Here is a 17418-nt window from a genome sequence, read left to right as displayed (position 1 = left end):
ATTGTAACAGGACAAATAAAAAGGCGGTAGAGAAAACATCTCTACCGCCTGCTAATCTGAGCGCCATTATCTGGACACTTCTCCCTTCGACTTTTTTTAGTCTTTATTATTTTTATTATTATCAGTCCGTATTGTTATTATTTTTACGTTCCTTGTTACATTCCATTTTGTTTTTGTTATTAAACTTCCATGAGTATTTTATTATTTTCGGTCATCGTGACTCTTTTTTATTATTTCCTTTAGTAGCACCAATCTTGTGCTATGTAGTCATGCCGCGCCACTTTCCTTATAGCTTGTTTCCGTTTTGTTATTGTTCTTTTGCGACAGTGGTTAATTTACTCGTTAATGATTTTGTTACAACTGGTTTATATAACTTTTATTATACTTATTACATTTTAAAACAAAATAAACAATAAAATACAATAGGTTAATGATGAATAAAAAATAAAAAGAAGACTTTTCTCACACTAACGCATGGTCAATGTCTTACATTTAAACGGGTGATATCGTTAATTTTGCACACAAAAAAAGCAGCCCGGGCTGCTTTTTGTAAAACATTGTAGTATATTTATTATTAATTGCTAAATAAATACGACTTTAGTGTAAACCACCTAAGTACTGAGAAAGTACTTCAATATCTTTATCTGTTAATTTCTTCGCTATATCGCCCATCATGCCATTTAAGTCATTGTGACGAGTTCCATCACGGAATTTTTCAAGTTGAGACTTGATATATCCAGGATGCTGAAAAGAAATTTTTGGAAACTTAGCAAGTGATGAACCGTTACCACGTGGACCATGACATGCTGCACATGATGGAATCCCACGCTCCGCATCGCCTGCTTTAAAGAGCATTTCGCCAACTTCAACAACATCTTTAGGTGTAGCACCTTCAGTCATGTTGATTGAAGAAAAATAAGCAGCTAGATCTTTCATGTCTTGCTCGCTAAGTGGCATAGCCATAGCGCTCATTACTGGATCCATACGCCCTTCTTTGCCGCCTGACGTCATACCTAATTTTAAATCCTGAAGTTGCTTAAGGATATAATCTGGATGTTGACCTGCAATTTTAGGGTAAATATTAACCGGCGCATTACCGTCTGGGCCGTGACAAGCCGCACACGTTGCTGATTTTTCTTTACCTGCGTTTACATCGCCATCAAATGCTGTTGCGTTGCTTGCTGACAACGCACCAAGCAATATTGTTAAAGATAGTGCTATTTTTTTCATGGTGAATTCTCTGTTTCCGACCCTGTATCATCTACAATCGTGATGTTGTAATACATATATTCTACACGATAATAAATTCTCTGGCACGTTTTCTACACATATTAAGCTTATAATTTACAGGGTTTTGACTTAGATTAAGCTTTAACATGTTTTAAATGTACCATAGGTGCTGTTTTTAGGTGGTTAAATACGCTTTTTAATACATCCTTTATAGTATAAAATACGCGCCCTGAGTGAATTTGGTTTACTCAATGTTATTTTTTTAAGTTTTAGGAGAGCCTGTGCTCAAATCTCGTATCAAATATAATACTGCGTCTTTCGTAACAAGCGCTCCCGACATTACTAAATTACCTGCTGATACGGGAATTGAAGTTGCGTTTGCCGGTCGCTCCAATGCAGGTAAGTCGAGTGCATTAAATGCATTAACCGATCAGAAGCTAGCACGTACAAGTAAAACACCTGGACGTACTCAGCTAATCAATACATTCGATTTAGCGGATGTTGACGATATGCGCCTTATCGATTTACCAGGCTATGGCTTTGCTAAAGTACCAATCGAAATGAAAAAGAAATGGCAAAAGTCGTTAGGTGAATATCTGCAAAAGCGTCAAAGCTTAAAAGGTATTGTTATTTTAATGGATATTCGCCATCCATTAAAAGATTTAGACCGTGATTTAATTAACTGGGCAATTGGTAGTGAGATTCCAGTATTGGCACTATTAACTAAAGCCGACAAACTAAAGCAAGGCCCTCGTAAATCACAAGTACTGCAAGTTCGCCGTGAATTAAGCACGCTTGATGGGGATATTACAGTTCATGCGTTTTCATCATTAAAGGGCACCGGTTTACCAGAAGTAGCTAAAAAGCTAGATGAATGGTTTTTAGGTCCTGTTATTGCTGTACCACCTAGCGATGAAACAATCACAGACGAAACCAACCCAGAGGCTTAAACGCTGGCGTTACGATAAATAAAACTGCTTTCCTGCAGATTTAATAAAATAGCCGAGCTTATCAGACTCGGCTTTTTCAGCCCACTGATAAAATACACTGCGTGAAACTCGCGCACTACAACCATACGGTAGCTTTAAATAAGGCACCTTTGAACCATTGTAGTCTTTTATATGCAAGGGCTGCTGAGCGCTCACTAACCACTGCCTAGCTAAATTATCAATACAACACAACACTTGCCCTTGCGCTGTATTTTCAAAGCGCCAATCAACAATAATAAACGGCGCATCTTCAACCGTTATTGTTATTTTTTCGACAGGGGTTTTTAAATAAAATTGCTCACCTTCTTTACACAATACAGAAGCAAACAGCTTCACCATGGCTGGGCGTGTTATTTCGCTGCCATCGTAAAACCATTTCCCTTCATTATTAATAACAATTGGCAGCTCCCCACAATGGTTAGGCTGCCAACTATCAAAAGGTTTGCTTGGCTCGCTTAATCGCTTGCTAAGCTCACTTAAAGAAATCACTGTTTTTTAAGTGTTATTGCAAATGTAACAGGCACAGCTGTTGCAATTGAAGGCAAGCCCGCTAACTCTTGCAGCTTTTTAACGCCTTCGGTTACACCAAAATCATCACTATTAATAATAATAGGTGTTAATGATGATACCGTTAAATCACCACTTTGCGTGCTGTTAACGAGTACATCAATTGCCAATGGTTTTTTATTACCATGAAAATCAAGCTCAGCTGTAATACCCTTCAATACATATTGACCAGGCTTTTTGATATTACTTAGCTCTTTAGTTAAATTTGCAGTTAAAACAGCATTGGGGAATTTAGCCGCTTCGAATAAAAATGTAGCTAAACGCTCATTACGAATAGGGATTAGAGTTTCGGCTGATGTTAAATCAACATTAACGCTAAACTCACCTTTATCAGAAAGCATACCTTCAAGGTTAGTAAAATGGTGAGCTTCAGCAATCGAATCTTTTTTAATTGAAACAAAGCTTAGTTGGCTTTTATCATTCACTAGCTGCCAATTAGCCTGAGCAACATTAGAAATAACTAAACTTGATAAAGAAAAACCTGCAATAGCTAATGCTTTAAACATAACGCACTCCTTAGTAATAAAATGAAAAGAATAAAAATGATAGCACTTCGATGGTATCACCTGCGATGTACCCAAACCACCTCGAAGTGACGAATGCACAATACAATTGGTATAGCGCAAAAAAGAATTAATTAGATAGGATTTTTAGGCGTAAAACAAAAAACGGCCCACCAAACAAGTTGGTAGGCCGGTATAGCAAACTGGGGAGAAGCTATCAATTTGTTGCACCCTTTCAGATGCATCATCAACAGGATGTCCTACAGGATAGGACAGGCGGGACTTTAACAAAAGCACGCATTAAAATACAATCATATTCCTGTAAAACAGCTCGAATTGACGAACATATAACTATTTAATACAAATAGTTGCTTAAATTAACCTTATTTTAACTAAAGCTTGCATATAGCTAATTAAATAGCTGTTATTCGCCATTTTTATTAAACATAAAAAAAGCGCCAAAAGGCGCTTTAATTAAAATGCTCAAATTGCATTAATGGGCTTGTTCCCAGTTGTCACCTTCGTCGGCTTCAACAATAAGCGGCACATCAAGCGCTGCAGCTTGCGACATCAGCTCACAAATATGTTTTGTGTATTCAGGTGCGCAGTCTGTTTTAATTTCAAATACCAATTCATCGTGTACTTGCATTAGTAGCTTAATCGTATTTGGCGCCTGTTCGTGTACCCAGCGGTTAACGCTCAGCATTGCTTTTTTAATAATATCAGCAGCAGTACCTTGCATTGGTGCGTTTATAGCAGCACGTTCGGCTCCTTTTCTGCGCGCGCCATTACGTGCGTTTATTTCTGGTAAATGTAGGCGGCGACCAAATATTGTTTCAACGTAGCCATTTTCAGCTGCTTTTTCGCGTGTTGTTTCCATGTACTCTAATACACCAGGAAAACGCTCAAAGTATTTATCTATGTAATGCTGCGCTTCGTGGCGCGGCACATCTAGTTGACGTGCTAAACCAAATGCAGACATACCGTAAATTAAGCCAAAGTTTACTGCTTTCGCCTTGCGGCGCATATCGGTAGTTACATCATCAAGCTCTACACCAAATACTTCAGCGGCAGTTGCACTGTGTACATCTAAGCCGTTAGCAAATGCATTTAATAAACCTTTGTCTTGTGAAAGGTGCGCCATAATACGCAGCTCAATTTGGCTGTAATCGGCAGCGACAATTTTGTAACCATCGGCAGCTATAAACGCTTCACGAATTCGACGCCCTTCTTCTGAACGAATAGGAATATTTTGTAAATTAGGATCGGTTGAACTCAAGCGCCCCGTTGCTGTAATTGCCTGATGATATGACGTATGTACACGCTGGGTTTTCTCATTCACCATTAATGGTAATTTATCGGTATAAGTTGATTTAAGCTTTGATAAACCACGATGCTCTATAATTACTTTAGGTAGTGGATAATCATGAGCAAGCTCTTGCAATACTTCTTCTGCGGTAGAAGGTGCACCTTTAGGTGTTTTTTTGATAATAGGCAGGCCAAGCTTTTCAAACAACAATACTTGTAGTTGCTTAGGAGAGCTTAAATTAAATGGTTCGCCTGCTATTTCAAATGCTTCCTTTTCAAGCTCAATTAAACGCTCGCCTAATCGTTGGCTGTGTGCTGCAAGCATATTGCTATCTATTGCAACGCCGGTTCGTTCAATATCAGAAATCACACTAACAAGTGGCATTTCTATATCTTCGAATACAGATTTTAGCTTTTCATCAGCCGCTATTTTTGGCCAAAGCACTTCATGTAGGCGTAAAGTAATATCGGCATCTTCTGCAGCGTAAGGCGCAGCTTTTTCAAGTTCAATTTGGTTAAAGGTAAGTTGCTTTTTACCTTTGCCAGCAATATCTTCAAAGCTAATATTTTTATGACCTAGATATTTAAGTGCTAGCGAGTCCATATCGTGGCGTGTACCCACACTATTAAATACGTATGACTCAAGCATGGTGTCAAACTTAATACCGTTTAGCGCAAAACCTGCATTCGCTAATACACTTTTGTCGTATTTAAGGTTTTGCCCTACTTTAGCTTTGTTTTCATCGGCCAAAATTGGGCCTAGCTTTTGCATTACAAATTCCAGACTTAATTGCTCAGGCGCACCCGGGTAGTCATGCGCTAGAGGTAAATACACAGCTTCACCCGCTTTTACGGCAAAACTCATACCCACTAATTGCGCTTTCATGTAATCAAGGCTGGTAGTTTCTGTATCAAACGCAAATAACTCGGCACTATTTAATTGCTCTATTAACGTATCAAATTGCGCTTGCGTTAAAATAGTTTCGTAATGAGCATCTTCTACTTTTGGTAATTCAGTGGCTTCGGTAGGTACAGCTAGATGTGTTTCTGCATCTTTGGGGTTATCTAGTAACTCAGCTAACCAACGACGAAATTCGCACTCACCATATAGTGCAATTAATTCGTCTTTATTTGGCTCTTGTAGTTTGAACGTATCAAGATCTGATTCGACTTCAACATCGCACTTAATTGTTGCAAGCTCGTAGCTTAAAGGCAGATGATCGAGAGCTGCAGCTAACTTTTCACCTATTTTACCCTTAATCTCACTTGCGTGATCCATTACACCTTGCAACGAGCCATATTTCTCTAACCACTTAACGGCCGTTTTTGGACCACAGCCTTCAACACCTGGGATATTGTCGACCTTATCGCCCATTAGTGCCAAGTAATCGATAATAAGTTCGGGGCCTACACCAAACTTTTCCACTACGGTAACAGGATCTGAAATACTGTCGGTCATCGTGTTTATTAATGTAACGTGTTCATTTACAAGTTGCGCCATATCTTTATCACCAGTGGAGACAAGGACATGCCGTTTTTGCTCAGTTGCAATGCGTGCAAATGTGCCAATAACATCATCAGCTTCAACGCCTTCGATACTAATTAGCGGAAAACCCATCGCTTTGATAATGCTATGTATTGGTGCTATTTGCGTACGTAAGTCATCCGGCATCGGCGGGCGATTTGCCTTATATTCGCTATACATATCGTTACGGAACGTTTTGCCTTTAGCATCAAATATAACCACCATGTGTGAGGGATCATATTGTCTGATCAAGCTTTTAAGCATGTTGATCACGCCGTAAATAGCGCCCGTAGCCTCACCTTTAGAATTAGTTAAATGCGGCGGAGAATGATAAGCACGAAATAAATATGACGAGCCATCAACTAAAATAAGTGGGTTTTCGGGGATCTGAGCCATGGTGAATTTGGATCCTAAATGCAAAAAATTAAGGTAATTATAAGCATGCCATAAGGTAGTAAATAAAACGACTGTGAATTACTGTTTATCGTGTTATTAAAACTAGAGCAAGCTGTGGATAAGTGTGTAGATAACAGCCACGAGCTATTCTTCCAAAGCATTATAAAATGCCTAGAAAATACTTTAACTGTATGTTTTAATTTAAAAAAGATAATACGAGGTTCTTTTTTTATTATTTTAAACCAATGTGGAAAAAGGTTTTCTAACGACTGCTTCTGTTGTTATTCACTTTGATTATTCGCGTCCATTTAAATAACCGGAGGAGTATTCTAGCACAATGGATCGAAGATCATAGCGATCCTTTATAATTTTTTTAAAGGCAAAGTGATCGCAAATGGCATAAACCGCAAAACGACTTGCACTGCGAATGATTTTTGTACTAAAAATTTATTTTCGCGAGAAATTTTGAGCATGTTAAACTTCATCCGATCGACTTATAAAAAAGACTTTAGGGGACAAAAGCATGAAAAACGTAGCAGTAATATTAGCAGGGTCTGGTGTGTACGATGGTAGTGAAATTAATGAAGCAATTTTAACTTTATTACATATAGCCAAAAATGGCGCAACGTATCAGTGTTTTGCACCAGATATTGAACAACTTCATACCATTAACCATTTAACAGGTGAAGTAATGCCTGATAAACGCAATGTATTAACAGAAGCTGCTCGCATTGCACGAGGTGACATTAAATCGCTGATTGAACTAGACGTGACTCAGTTTGACGCATTAATTGTACCTGGCGGTTTCGGTGCTGCAAAAAACTTATGCGATTTTGCAATTAAAGGCGCAAAAGCAAATATCAATCAGGGCGTCCTTAATGCTTGTAAATCATTTGCAAAAGCAAATAAGCCTGCAGGTTATATGTGTATTGCACCCGCATTGATCCCATTTATTTACGATAACGCCGCACTTACTATTGGTAACGATGTAGAGACAGCACAAGCGCTAAGCACATTAGGCGCTAAACATATAGATTGTGCGGTTGACGGTGTAGTTATCGATGAACCAAATAAGTTAGTTACCACCCCTGCTTACATGTTGGCAGAATCGATTCTTGAAGCCGACGCAGGGATCGCAAAACTAGTTAGTAGCGTATTATCAATAAATTGATTTTGATCTTAGGATCTAAAAAGTTAATTGTATGACTGATTACGCTTATTAAATTGCTTAACAAAAAACAGTAAATAATTAAATTTTATTGCGTTAACGCAAAAAGTAGTCAGTTTTATTAATAAAAACGGCTCTTAGCATTTTATAAATTGGCCCAGAGAGTTATAATCGGTTTAATTTCCGTCATCTTTAATCGTGATTGATCACGTTCAAATCGAAGTGAGCAAGGCAAAATGAAAAAATTAACAGCTGCAGCATTATTATTGCTAGCAACCACTGCATACGCACAGCCATATGATAACTCTATGACTGAAGATGCAATTAAAGCACGTCTCGCGCCGGTTGGTGCTGTATACCTTGAAGGCGATAAAGCTGCAGTTGCAGCGGCGCCTACCGGTCCTCGCTCTGGTGAGCAAGTATATCAAGGTGCATGTTTTGCATGTCACGGCACTGGTGCACTAGGCGCGCCTAAATCGGCTGACGATTGGGCTCCACGTATTGCTAAAGGTAAAGACACTTTACTTGAGCATGCACTAAATGGCTTTAATGCTATGCCTCCAAAAGGCACGTGTATGGATTGTTCTGATGATGAGATTAGCGCTGCTATCGACTTTATGACATCTAAATAAGCTCGATTGAAATATACAAAAAAGGTTTACTTCTGTAAGCCTTTTTTAATGCCTAAAATAGTGTGTCTAGCTACTGCTTTAGTAGGAATATCAACTTGACGATAAGCACTAAAAGTGAAAGTATAAGGCTAATAACTATACAATAAAAATAGCCGGTTAGATCATTGGAAGATAAACTATCAGTATCGAGTAAATTGGCGTATCAAAATAAACGCCTTAGAGCGCTTCTCGAAAAATACAAACAATCACATCACTTACAAAATGCCCTGATCCAATTATCAGAGCAGGCAAGTACTGTGGCCGAGCTAACCCTGCTATACCCCGCCATCCATGACATTTTACAAAAGTACGTACCTAGTAAAAGTTTTTATGTGGTGCTGCTAAATCAATACAGCCAATCACTAGAGCTTTCTTACTTTTCAGATGAAAAAGATGGTATTGCCGTCGCCCTTAACCAATCAAATAGCTTTGATGAAGGCGCCACGGGTTATGTATTTAAACAGGGTAAAACCACATGTTTTACCAAGCAGCAAATGCAAGATGCTGCAGCAGAAGGTTTATTTAAAGCATTAGGCACTCCTGCCGAACATTGGGTAGGCGTACCTGTTTACCAAGAACATAATATTATCGGTGTTTTAGCAGCGCAAAGTTACGATACAAAACAAGGCTATAGCTCACAGCAAATACAATTACTTGAGTTTATGTCGCTTTATTTGGCTACAGCAATAGAGCGTGTAAAAAAACGAGAGCTTCTTGAGTCAGAAGTTAAAATTCGCACCCGCGCACTCACTCAAAGTAACGATGCACTAAACCTTGAAATAGAGCAGCGTAAACGCGCACTTCAACGCCAACAAATTCTATTTAAAATATCTGAGATAGCAACACAAGCTAAAAACCTTGATGACGCTTATTTTAAGATACACGAAATAATAAAAACAATTACCTACGCAGAAAACTTATATATTGCGCTTTATGATAAAGAAACAGGGTGGATTAGTTTTCCTTATTGCGTAGATGAATTTAAAGAAAATACACAGCCAAGACGCTTTGCTAAAGGTTATAGCGAACTGGTAATAAGCACCGAAGAAACACAACTAATACACCCATGTAGAGCAAAAGAATTAATAGTAAGCGGTGTGGTACAACGTTCAGCACCTGTACCAAAAGAGCAAATGGCCACTAGCTGGTTAGGCGCTCCACTTAAAACAGCTCAAGGTGTTATCGGCCTTATTGTTTGCCAAGCCTACGATAACAAACATATTTTCAGCCGAGATGATTGCGAGTTAATTACCTTTGTATCGCATCAAATTGCAGCTGTTTTACAAACAAAGCTCGTCAATCAAGCAATTGCAAAAAGCCATCAAGAACTCGAATTTAGAGTAAACGAAAAAACCAAAGAATTGCGTCAAACTAATCTGCACTTACAAATGCAAATAGATGAGCGAAAAAAAATAGAGCAGCAGCTTTATCATGATGCACATCACGATTCACTTACGAGCTTGCCTAATCGTAGTCTATTTTTAACTCAGCTCGAAAAAACGCTACAACATTATCAACGTTTTCCTGAGCACCACTTTGCTGTTTTGTTTATCGATTTAGATAAATTTAAAGATATTAACGATCAGCTTGGCCACCATGCAGGCGATCAATTTTTAATTAACGTAAGTGAGTTATTTGCCCAATGTATACGCGAGCATGATTTACTAGCACGTTTAGGCGGGGATGAATTTGTTATTTTATTAACCCATTTAACTGAGCCTCAACAAGCAGAAGATGTTGCAAATCGTATTATAGATTTAATGAAAAAACCCTTTTATCTTAAAGGTGAGTCTTTACAAAGTGGCGCAAGTATAGGGATAACCTACTCAAAGAAAAGCTATACGCATACAGATGAAATTATTCGTGATGCCGATGCCGCCATGTATCACGCCAAAAACTCAGGAAAAAATCGTTACGAGTTATTTCATCCGCTATTAACGCAATCAATACCTGCGCAGACTCTAAAAGCACAACATCACCTTGATATATTACCTATGAGTTTTAGAAGCTCAGAAATAATTACGCTTGATGAGCAACAACAGTCTGAATCTTTATTTGAAGCATTTGGTGAACACCCAATACTTGGCTTTACTAGCTTTGATATTTTGAAAAAGTTTGCATCAGATAAAGAGCAGCATCTGCAAGTAGAGTTACAACTATTACAACGCGCCTATGCACAAGCAATTACTGCAAATGTAGCTATGGCATTGGTTCCTTGCTCTGGTTTGCTACTTGAGGAACACGAATTTGTTTTATTTACCGATACGCTAAATAAACAACAAGGACAAAGCCAACTCTGTTTATTGTTTGATGAACAAGAAATTCGCCACGCATGTGCAACGCAAATAAAAAACCTCAAAACGCTATCACAACTTGGTTATTCAATTGGTTTAAACAATTTTGCTAAAGACAGGTGCGAACTTAATTTACTAACCGATATTAATTTTGATTATTTACTACTTAGCTCGACCTTTAGTAAACGTGTTTTACAACAAGAAAGATACGATTTTCAGCTACAGGGCGTGCTTGCAATTACAAAGCTCAAAGCAATGAAGGTCATTGCTAAAGGCCCATCAATACTTAATTTTAGAGCTTTATTAGATAAACACGGTTTGGCATTTTTTGTAGGTAAACAACACGCTTTAGTATGCTCTGAGTTACCTGAAGTGCAAGCAACCCAGTCTTTATAAAGTTAGCCTGAGGTATTACTCAGGCTTTTTAAACATCGCTCGTAAGTTAGCGACTCTTGCTTGGCCTTTTTCCATGCGCTCTGCTTGGGTATTTGGCGCCTTTTTGTTTTCGAACGCAAGATCGTCCTGCGGTAACTCTTGTACAAATCGGCTTAATTCAGTTTGTGAAGTTTCACCAAATTGACGACGTATCTTTGCATAAGTAAGTGTTAACTCCTGCTGTGCGCGAGTAATACCAACATAAGCTAAGCGACGTTCTTCATCTACGTTGTCCTCATCAATACTTACCTGATGCGGAAGTAAACCCTCTTCCATACCCACCATAAATACGTACGGGTACTCTAAGCCCTTTGATGCATGTAGTGTTGATAAGTGCACTGCATCGGTTTCATCTTCTTCTTCGTTACGCTCAAGCATATCGCGAAGGGTTAGCTTGCTAACAACCTCGGCTAATGTCATTGGTTCGTTGTCGGCATCACCGGTCAACATATCTGTTATCCAACGATACAGCTCTGATACGTTTTTCATACGCATTTCAGCCGCTTTTGCACTCGGTGACGACTCGCACAAATATGCCTCGTAATTAATATTACGCACTAAGTCTTTAACAGCTTCGAGCGTATCACCGCGTACTGCGTTATCAGATAGCTCAACAACCCAGCGTGCAAATCCAGCAAGCGCATTAAAGCCACGCCCTTTTAGTCTGTAGCCTAAATCGTTATCAAAACAGGTAGCAAACAAGCTCGCGTGCTTTTCATTAGCAAGCGTACCAAGCTTTTCAAGGGTAACCGTGCCTATTTCGCGTCGCGGTGTATTTACGATACGTAAAAACGCATTGTCATCATCTTGATTAACTAATAGGCGTAAGTACGCCATAATATCTTTAATTTCTGAGCGAGCGAAAAACGACATACCGCCACTAATTTTATAAGGGATACGGTTACTCATTAGTGATTTTTCAAAGCCACGTGCTTGATGATTACCACGATATAAAATCGCGTAATCTTTATAGCTGGTTCGCTTCATAAACTTATGTGAAATTATTTCAGCAACCACACGCTCAGATTCATGCTCTTCATCGCGGCACCCTATTACTTTAATCGGCTCACCATAACCTAGTTCACTAAATAACTTTTTCTCTATGTCATGTGGGTTATTCGCAATTAAAATGTTAGCCGCTTTTAGTATTCGCCCTGCACTTCGATAGTTTTGTTCAAGCTTTATAAGTCTAAGCCCTGGGTAGTCTTTACCTAATAACACTAAGTTTTGCGGGCGAGCACCACGCCATGAGTAAATTGATTGATCGTCATCACCTACCACAGTAAAACGGGCACGCTCGCCTACTAGCAATTTAACAAGTTGATATTGGCTTGTATTGGTATCTTGATACTCATCCACCAGCAAGTATTTAAAGCGTTGCTGCCAGCGCTCACGAGATGTGGCGTTATTAGTAAGTAACAAAGTAGGGATCATAATTAAATCATCAAAATCCAGTGCATTATAAGCACGCAGCTGGTTTTGATAGCGCCCATATAACTGCGCAAACAATGCTTTTTGCGGATCACGCGCTTCGCGTATTGCTTGCTCTGGCAGTACTAATTCGTTTTTCCAACTACCAATTTCCATTTTAAGTAGTTTAAGTAAGTCCTTGTCTTTTTTGATCTCGTCTTCGGTGAGTTCACTAAGAAGCTGATTGGTATCTTGATCATCAAATAACGAAAAGCCGGGTTTAAACCCTAATGTACTCAACTCTTTTTTTATTATTTCTAAACCGAGTGTATGAAACGTTGATACCCATAAACCTTTAGCGTCTTGCTTACCGAGCGTTTGCAGTACTCGCTCACGCATTTCTTTGGCTGCTTTATTGGTAAAAGTAACGGCGGCTATATTTCGCGCTTTGTACTCACATTTTTTCACTAAATAAGCGATTTTATTCGTAATAACACGGGTTTTACCAGAGCCTGCGCCCGCGAGTACTAAGCAGGGACCACTAATATATTTTACGGCTTCATCTTGTTTAGGATTGAGTTTCATAACGACCAAAGAAATTTAAAAGACGCGCAATTTTAACGTAACCATTACAGCGAGCATAGCAATTGCCTTAATTAATTAAGGTAAAGATGATCATGTGTTAAATACCGTGGGTATAAGGTAATATTAGTTATTATCATTTAGGCAATGCCGAAGGGACAAATATGATCAACCCAGCAAAACTTGAAGAAATTGCTAAGCAAATTACTAGCAATATGCCACAAGGTGTAAAAAACCTAGCAGACACACTCGAAGGTAAAACAAAGCAAGTTCTACAAAACAAGCTTGCTGAGATGGACTTTGTGAGCCGTGAAGAATTTGATGTGCAAAGCCAAGTACTTATTCGTACTCGCGAAAAGTTAACCGAACTCGAAGCTAAAGTTTCATTGCTTGAGCAACAACTTAGCGCTAAAACTGACGCTGAATAATTATACCAATTGCATTAAATTAGTGTTCTATTACAGCGATAAGAAAATAGCTCAATAACAAGGCTAAAATTATGGTACATAGTTGTTCTATATAAATAATTTTTAACGTAGTTCGTGAGTTATCTAATACACTAGAATGATAATTTTTTTAATAAAATTGGTATTAATTTAATGTACAAAAAAGGCAGCTTAGGCTGCCTTTTGCGTTTTACTCAGTTTATTCAAATAGCTCATCAAGTACATAATAAGACAACTTAGCCCGCTGAGCTAAACTCACACTCAGCATTTTTTGCGCAACTTGTTCGCCAGTTATTGGTTTGTAACGCTTTAAAAACGCAAATCGCGTAATAACAGGAAAAATAATACTGCCTATCTTTTCTGCCACTCTAAATTGCTCACGATCACCTAATAATAAAGATGGTTGTAAAATACTTATTTTATCAAAAGGGAGTGCTTTAATATGTTGCTCAAGCTCTCCCTTCATTTTCAAATAAGCACTATTACTGTGCGTATTCGCCCCGCTTGATGACACTAAGCAATAATGCGTAACGCCATTACATGCCGCTAACTGCGCCGCTATAAACTGATAATCAAAATCAACTTTACGCTGAGCGTGTATCGAGCCCGCTCGTTTACGGGTTGTGCCCAAACACGAAAACAATACATCACCTTTAAAAAGCTCAACATATTGAGTTAATTCTTCAAAATCAATAACGTGATTAACTAGCTTTGCATGTGTGACAGGCAGAGCTCGACGGCTTAACGTAACTACTTTTGTATAACGATCGCTATTAAGTAACTTATGGAGCAACTCATTACCGACCAAGCCTGTAGCACCTATTAACACCGCCGTTTTAGTCATGGATTTATTTATTTTCACCCACTTTTTTAAATACGTGTTGCACTGCTTTTTTGTAGCTTTGCGTTTCTTCACTCGCGCACGTTACTACAGATTCTAAATCATGAAGATGGCCGTTTTCTAAACCATAAACCCAACCATGAACGCTTAGTTCTTGGCCTCGCTCCCAGGCATCTTGCACAATGTTAGTACGACACACATTACGTACTTGCTCAATTACATTTAGCTCAATAAGGCGGCTTAAGCGTTCGCTTTCTGGCATTGCGTCGAGTTGTTCAAGATGCTTTTCTTTTACATCTCCTACATGGCGTAGCCAATTATCAATAAAGCCAAATTTAGCATTGTTTAAAACGGCTTGTACGCCACCACAACCATAGTGACCTACTACCATTATATGTTTTACTTTTAAAACCTCTACAGCGTACTGCATAACCGATAAGCAGTTATGGTCAGTGTGTACAACCACGTTAGCAACGTTACGATGTACAAATAATTCGCCTGGTAATAAATCAACTATTTGATTTGCAGGTACACGAGAGTCTGAACAACCAATCCATAAATACTCTGGATTTTGTTGCATAGATAAAATTTTAAAAAACTCAGGGTCTGCTTCACTTGTACGAGCAGCCCAACGTTTGTTGTTATCGAATAAATTTTTTAACTTTCTCATTGCATCTCTTATTAAGTCGAGGACGGAAATTTAATGGACATTAGCAAGAATCAAAATATTACGAGGCGTTAACTGCTTTTTACAAAACGTTTTAACGCTTACTTGATAACCTTGCTGTTGCAAATATAAAGCACGATCGAGCACAAGCCAAACTTCAATTGCCCTTCTGAACACATGTCGAACCAGTTCAACTCGGTCAGTTATTTTTTTTCGAGCCACCCCAACCTCTAAATACTCAATATAATCAGTGTCTTGAGGTAATTTTAATGCCTTTTTATCTGCAGCCCATGCACAAAACGATTTAAACGAATCTGAGAATATAGCTTTGTTGACCGAAGGTACGCTTACGTAATATTGCTCGCCAGTGATCGACTTTCTTAATGCATCAAAACCAAGTCGCCACTCAAGTTCTGTTTTACGTACTTTTTCCAGACGAGAAGGCGCTGTGACAGTTTCTTGTAATGCGAGCTTTAAATCACGATGCGTTAGATTAAGCTCACTTTTATTTGCATCCTCACTCATTGCACGGTACTCATTAGCCGTGAATAAATGGTAGCAACAAGGTGAAAAGCTAATTTGCTGTACTTTCGTTAAACTTGCTTGGCGCATAAATGCTTGGTGTAAGCCACCGCATGCGTGAAGTGCTACAGCATGCATGTCTGGATTAAAAAATTGAGTGATATCGTCTTTTAATACATCTGCTTGGCTAAAGTGCATTGCTAAGCCTTGTTGCTGTGCACTTTTTTGTCCTTGCTCGCATAAGCTTTGTTGCAGTTCAATACTATGTACATTACTTGCGCCATTAAACGCAAGCATTCGACCTAAGTGTCCTTTACCCGCGCACCACTCTAAAACAGGTTGTTTGGTATTAGGTAGTGCAGATACAAAATCTTGTAACTGTGCAAACTTACGACCTTTAATGCCGTTACTTATCCAAAATGGATAATCAGCTTGAGAGTGGGCTGCGCTAGGTAACTCGCATAACTTTGCAAGTTCATCAAGTTGGCTTATGTGCTGGCTAAAAAATTGGTATAGCTGGTTTTGATCGTTATCAAGAAAGCTTACCTGATCATCAGTTAGTTCGCTAAGTATGCCTTGTAGCTCTGGCCAAGGTATAGTGTCAAAATCAAATGCAGTGCACTGCCAATACTGACGATGACGCATTAAAAGTGAATCAAGTGCTAAAAATTGCTCAGCTAAAGTCATAACAGCTTAAAAAATAAAAAAGACAATTAATTATATCAGTTTCGTGAATTACCTAAGCAGTTAATTTTTACTAAAAATAAGCCGTAAATACAAAGGTATTGAAATAATACTTACCAAAATAGCTGCTATGAGCATCCACGATAACTGCATTTTTTCAGGTTCTTGATATTTATAAATAAAGTGAGATTTCACTTCGTCAAATTCGTTTTGCGGTATGCCATATAAGTCCGCAATTAAGCGCCACTTTGCTATCGACATATGCCCTAAACTGGTAGTGGGTGGGGTTATATAACTTTTTAGTACTTCAGCCTCAAAAGCGAGCTGATAAAAGCTTTTACCCGGTGCATAGTTTTGCTGGGTGACTGCAATGGCTTCATCCATGTTCATCATAGCATAACGCCACCCTTTTAGGCTCGCTTGGTAGAATTTTTCGACCGTTTGAGGATTTTTCTTAAGCATGTTTTCGCTGGTAAATAAAATGTCGCTATATACATCCATACCATAACGCTGTGGGCAAACAAGTCGATGAGCTACACCTTGTTGAGTCATATAATAAGGCTCTGTAGTAACATATACTTGCATAGCATCTAGCTTGTTTTTAATCCAAGCCTGGCCTGGATTTTCGCCATCGTAAACTTTGAGTTTATCCACATCAACGCCACTGCGTTTAAGCATAATAAGTAGTTCGGTACCATCATTTTTGCTTACCGCAGTGATACGTTTATTAACAAAGTCACGTGGATGAAAAATATCAGACGTGTCTTTAACCATCCAGCAGTAAGGTGAAAATTGCAATAAGGCAGCCATAGCAACAAGAGGTTGTCCATTAATACGTTGCTGTAAAATACCAGAGTGCCCTACTCCAAATTGTGCTTCGCCACTGGCGACAGGAGCAAAGGTATCAGGTTTCATTGGATTAGCTTGTTTAATGGTTACATCAAGGCCCGCTTCATTATAAAAGCCTTTTTGCTTTGCCATATAGTAGCCAGCAAACTGAAACTGATGTGTCCATTTTAGCTGTAATGTGACTGATTCTTGCGCCGCGATATGGCTACAAAAAAAGCACAATCCAATGATTAATCCTTTAAATAGCAACTAGGTGTCCTCAAAAAGTATGACGATTACCTGTAACTATATGTAAAACGTGTAATAAAGCAAGCACCCTAGTTAGGTGCCT

Annotated in this window: 14 protein-coding genes; 5 read left to right on the top strand and 9 right to left on the bottom strand. The window is 38.7% G+C overall.

Annotation, left to right across the window (positions count from 1 at the left end):
- Positions 1 to 597: 597 nt before the first annotated feature.
- Positions 598 to 1230 (bottom strand): cytochrome c, encoded by a 633-nt coding sequence (locus tag H5092_RS12355; RefSeq protein WP_182682808.1) that lies wholly within the window; start codon positions 1228 to 1230, stop codon positions 598 to 600.
- A 281-nt stretch (positions 1231 to 1511) separates the two neighbouring features.
- Here H5092_RS12355 and yihA point away from each other — a divergent pair, with 281 nt between their 5' ends.
- Positions 1512 to 2180 (top strand): ribosome biogenesis GTP-binding protein YihA/YsxC, encoded by a 669-nt coding sequence (yihA, locus tag H5092_RS12350; protein WP_002959920.1) that lies wholly within the window; start codon positions 1512 to 1514, stop codon positions 2178 to 2180.
- A 9-nt stretch (positions 2181 to 2189) separates the two neighbouring features.
- Here the strand turns inward: yihA and H5092_RS12345 are convergent, their stop codons facing one another.
- The 3 genes from H5092_RS12345 to polA form a co-directional block, all read right to left on the bottom strand.
- Positions 2190 to 2708: a DUF1285 domain-containing protein gene (locus tag H5092_RS12345; protein WP_182696383.1), complete on the bottom strand. Its 519-nt coding sequence runs from the start codon at positions 2706 to 2708 to the stop codon at positions 2190 to 2192.
- Positions 2705 to 3292 carry a YceI family protein gene (locus H5092_RS12340; protein ID WP_182694000.1) on the bottom strand — a complete coding sequence of 196 codons (588 nt, stop codon included), beginning with the start codon at positions 3290 to 3292 and terminating at the stop codon, positions 2705 to 2707. The genes H5092_RS12345 and H5092_RS12340 overlap by 4 nt, the downstream gene beginning before the upstream one ends.
- A 490-nt stretch (positions 3293 to 3782) precedes the next feature.
- A complete protein-coding gene (gene polA, locus H5092_RS12335) occupies positions 3783 to 6518 on the bottom strand; it encodes a DNA polymerase I (protein ID WP_138488411.1) in 2736 nt (911 codons plus the stop codon).
- A gap of 523 nt (positions 6519 to 7041) precedes the next feature.
- Between polA and elbB the strand changes: the two genes are divergently transcribed.
- The 3 genes from elbB to H5092_RS12320 all read left to right on the top strand — a co-directional run bounded on the left by elbB (position 7042) and on the right by H5092_RS12320 (position 11047).
- Positions 7042 to 7689 (top strand): isoprenoid biosynthesis glyoxalase ElbB, encoded by a 648-nt coding sequence (gene elbB / locus H5092_RS12330; RefSeq protein WP_182733606.1) that lies wholly within the window; start codon positions 7042 to 7044, stop codon positions 7687 to 7689.
- Between the two features lie 233 nt (positions 7690 to 7922).
- Entirely contained in the window at positions 7923 to 8318 is a 396-nt protein-coding gene (locus tag H5092_RS12325) for a cytochrome c5 family protein (protein ID WP_002959908.1), read from the top strand.
- 164 nt (positions 8319 to 8482) lie between these two features.
- The gene (locus tag H5092_RS12320; RefSeq protein ID WP_182724151.1) at positions 8483 to 11047 is read left to right on the top strand and encodes a diguanylate cyclase domain-containing protein; all 2565 of its coding nucleotides are present in this window, start codon (positions 8483 to 8485) and stop codon (positions 11045 to 11047) included.
- 15 nt (positions 11048 to 11062) lie between these two features.
- On the opposite strand, the gene rep is transcribed toward H5092_RS12320, so the two are convergent.
- Positions 11063 to 13081 (bottom strand): DNA helicase Rep, encoded by a 2019-nt coding sequence (gene rep / locus H5092_RS12315; RefSeq protein WP_182733605.1) that lies wholly within the window; start codon positions 13079 to 13081, stop codon positions 11063 to 11065.
- Positions 13082 to 13242: 161 nt separating this feature from the next.
- On the opposite strand from rep, the gene H5092_RS12310 reads away from it, so the two are divergent.
- Entirely contained in the window at positions 13243 to 13506 is a 264-nt protein-coding gene (locus H5092_RS12310; RefSeq protein WP_002959905.1) for a ubiquinone biosynthesis accessory factor UbiK, read from the top strand.
- A gap of 217 nt (positions 13507 to 13723) precedes the next feature.
- Here the strand turns inward: H5092_RS12310 and H5092_RS12305 are convergent, their stop codons facing one another.
- The 4 genes from H5092_RS12305 to H5092_RS12290 are packed head-to-tail and all read right to left on the bottom strand — an operon-like array spanning position 13724 to position 17336.
- Positions 13724 to 14368, bottom strand: coding sequence for an NAD(P)H-binding protein (locus H5092_RS12305; protein ID WP_182696387.1), 645 nt, complete (start codon positions 14366 to 14368; stop codon positions 13724 to 13726).
- Positions 14369 to 14372: 4 nt separating this feature from the next.
- A complete protein-coding gene (gene can, locus H5092_RS12300; protein ID WP_002959903.1) occupies positions 14373 to 15035 on the bottom strand; it encodes a carbonate dehydratase in 663 nt (220 codons plus the stop codon).
- Positions 15036 to 15065: 30 nt separating this feature from the next.
- Positions 15066 to 16241, bottom strand: a complete 1176-nt coding sequence (locus H5092_RS12295) for a methyltransferase (protein WP_182733604.1) — start codon at positions 16239 to 16241, stop codon at positions 15066 to 15068.
- Between the two features lie 60 nt (positions 16242 to 16301).
- Positions 16302 to 17336 carry an ABC transporter substrate-binding protein gene (locus H5092_RS12290; protein ID WP_182733603.1) on the bottom strand — a complete coding sequence of 345 codons (1035 nt, stop codon included), beginning with the start codon at positions 17334 to 17336 and terminating at the stop codon, positions 16302 to 16304.
- Positions 17337 to 17418 lie beyond the last annotated feature (82 nt).

The sequence above is a fragment of the Pseudoalteromonas sp. SR41-7 genome, from assembly GCF_014163935.1.
Classification (GTDB): Bacteria; Pseudomonadota; Gammaproteobacteria; order Enterobacterales; family Alteromonadaceae; genus Pseudoalteromonas; species Pseudoalteromonas distincta.
Note: the sequence above shows the minus strand (reverse complement) of the source record. Positions and strands in the feature narration are given on the sequence as shown.